3 protein-coding genes are annotated in these 1,864 nt (G+C 69.2%); 2 read left to right on the top strand and 1 reads right to left on the bottom strand.

What is annotated here, in order from left to right; translation table 11 throughout:
• Nucleotides 1-170 (top strand): hypothetical protein (locus tag AC1DZ6_RS24425; protein WP_477099693.1); only part of this gene is annotated, 170 nt, incomplete at its 5' end.
• Between the two features lie 309 nt (nucleotides 171-479).
• Nucleotides 480-875 carry a hypothetical protein gene (locus tag AC1DZ6_RS24420; protein WP_477099692.1) on the top strand — a complete coding sequence of 132 codons (396 nt, stop codon included), beginning with the start codon at nucleotides 480-482 and terminating at the stop codon, nucleotides 873-875.
• Nucleotides 876-886: 11 nt separating this feature from the next.
• On the opposite strand, the gene AC1DZ6_RS24415 is transcribed toward AC1DZ6_RS24420, so the two are convergent.
• Entirely contained in the window at nucleotides 887-1,747 is an 861-nt protein-coding gene (locus AC1DZ6_RS24415; RefSeq protein WP_477099691.1) for a PhzF family phenazine biosynthesis protein, read from the bottom strand.
• Nucleotides 1,748-1,864 lie beyond the last annotated feature (117 nt).

Raw genomic sequence — 1,864 nt, 5'->3', positions numbered from 1 at the left:
CGATCGTGGCGGTCACCGCCAACGCCCTGGTCCACCAGGTCGAGGGCTACATGGCCGCCGGCATGGACGGCCACGTCGCCAAGCCGATCGAGGTCACCAAGCTGTACGACGCGATCGAAACCGCCGTGGCGGCCGCGCGGCGCGACGGGGCGAAGGTGGCGGCGGCTTAAGGCCTCTCCACTGGTGAGCGGCTATCGCCCACGACCCAAAAGGCTGTCATCCCGGACGAGCGCGCAGCGCGAAGATCCGGGACCGGGGCGTGAACGCATGCGCTTCCGGTGGTCCCGGATCTGCGCTTCGCTTGTCCGGGATGACAGCTTTTTCGCAGCGGTTCCACGATCTCCCTTTGAGGGAGCACCGGTTCACCAACCTGAACACAACATAACGAGCGGCTCAGAACCGCTTCAGCCTGGGTGTGGTCTCTTGAGGTCAACGTCGTCCCGTCGGGCGTCGGAAAACATTCAAGAGGAACCGTACCGATGAAAAAGATCCTGCTTTCGATCGCCGCGGTCTCGGCCGTCGCCGCCGCCATCCCCGCCGCCGCCTCGGCCCAGTCCTATGATCGCGGCTACGACCGCGGCCCGGACCGTGGCTACCACCAGGACGTCGGCGGCGACCGCGTCGCCCGCCTCGACCAGCGGATCGACGTTGGCGTCCGCAGCGGCGGCCTGACCCGCAACGAAGCCTGGCGCCTGAAGGGCGACCTGCGCGAAACCGCCCGCCTGGAGTCCCGCTATCGTCGCGGCGGCCTGAGCGGCTGGGAGCGCCAGGACCTGGATCGCCGCTATGACCGCATCAGCGCCCAGATCCGCTACGAGCGCCACGACCGCGACACCGGCTACGGCCGCAACTATGGCGATGGCCGTCGCTACTAAGACCTGAAGACCTAGCGGAGAGTCGGCGCCACCCTCAGCCGGCTCTCCACCATCGTGAAGCCGCGGCCGCGCAGAAGAACGCGCGCGCCGCGGTTTTCGCAGTCCAGGTCCCCGCCCCGACCGGGATAGGCCTGGTGGAACCGCAGGGCCGTCGCGTTCAGCTTGTCGCCGTAGAGCGGCATGAGGATGCAGTGGGCCGAGCCGGTGGTCGGGTCCTCGGGAATGCCGCAGCCCGGCGCGAAGAAGCGGCTGACCACGGCGTAGTCGCGCCCCGGATCCGCTAGCGCGGCGACGATCACCTGGCCCGGCCCGCCCTGGGCCAGACCCGCGCCGACGGTGTTCAACAGCACAAGGTCGGGCGACAGCCCCCGCACCGTCGCCTCGTCGGCGACCACGGCCAGCAGGTACTGGCCCGCCCAGACCTCGACCGGCGTCACGCCCAGCGCCCGCGCCAAGTCCGACCCGGCCTCGACCCGCCGCGGCGGATCGGCCGGGAAATCCATTTCCAGCCCCGGCCCGCCGAACACCTCGGCCGCCCGGCGCACGGTCAGCTCGCCCGCCAGGGTCTCGAAGGTCAGCAGGGGCGCGTCGACGCCCATTTCCTCGAACAGGGCGAAGGCGCTGGCCAGGGTGGCGTGGCCGCAGATCGGCGCCTCGACGGTGGGCGTGAACCAGCGCAGGCCAAAACGCGCCGGGTCGGCGGTCTTCAGCAGGAAGGCGGTCTCGGCCTGATTGTTCTCGGCCGCCAGGGCCTGCATCCAGGCGGTGTCGGGCCACCCCTCCTTACCTTGGGCATGGAACGGCTCGACCACGCAGGCCGGATTGCCCTTGAACGGGCCCGAGGCGAAGGCGTCGATGGTCCACTGGCGCATGGCGAGGCTCCTGTTGCCGCCATGAGCAGTAGGGCCGAGATTTTCGCCGATCAATTCGAACATTGTCCCAGGTGACAATGGATTTTCAGCTGTCATCCCGGACAAGCCCGGCAACGC

The organism is Caulobacter sp. P1_B12_2 (assembly GCF_056406675.1).
This window is presented reverse-complemented; position numbering and strand designations above follow the sequence as displayed.

Coding starts and splice junctions, on each gene's coding strand:
- AC1DZ6_RS24415 (WP_477099691.1), bottom strand. CDS start 1,747: ATGCGCCAGTGGACCATCGACGCCTTCGCCTCGGGCCCGTTCAAGGGC.
- AC1DZ6_RS24420 (WP_477099692.1), top strand. CDS start 480: ATGAAAAAGATCCTGCTTTCGATCGCCGCGGTCTCGGCCGTCGCCGCC.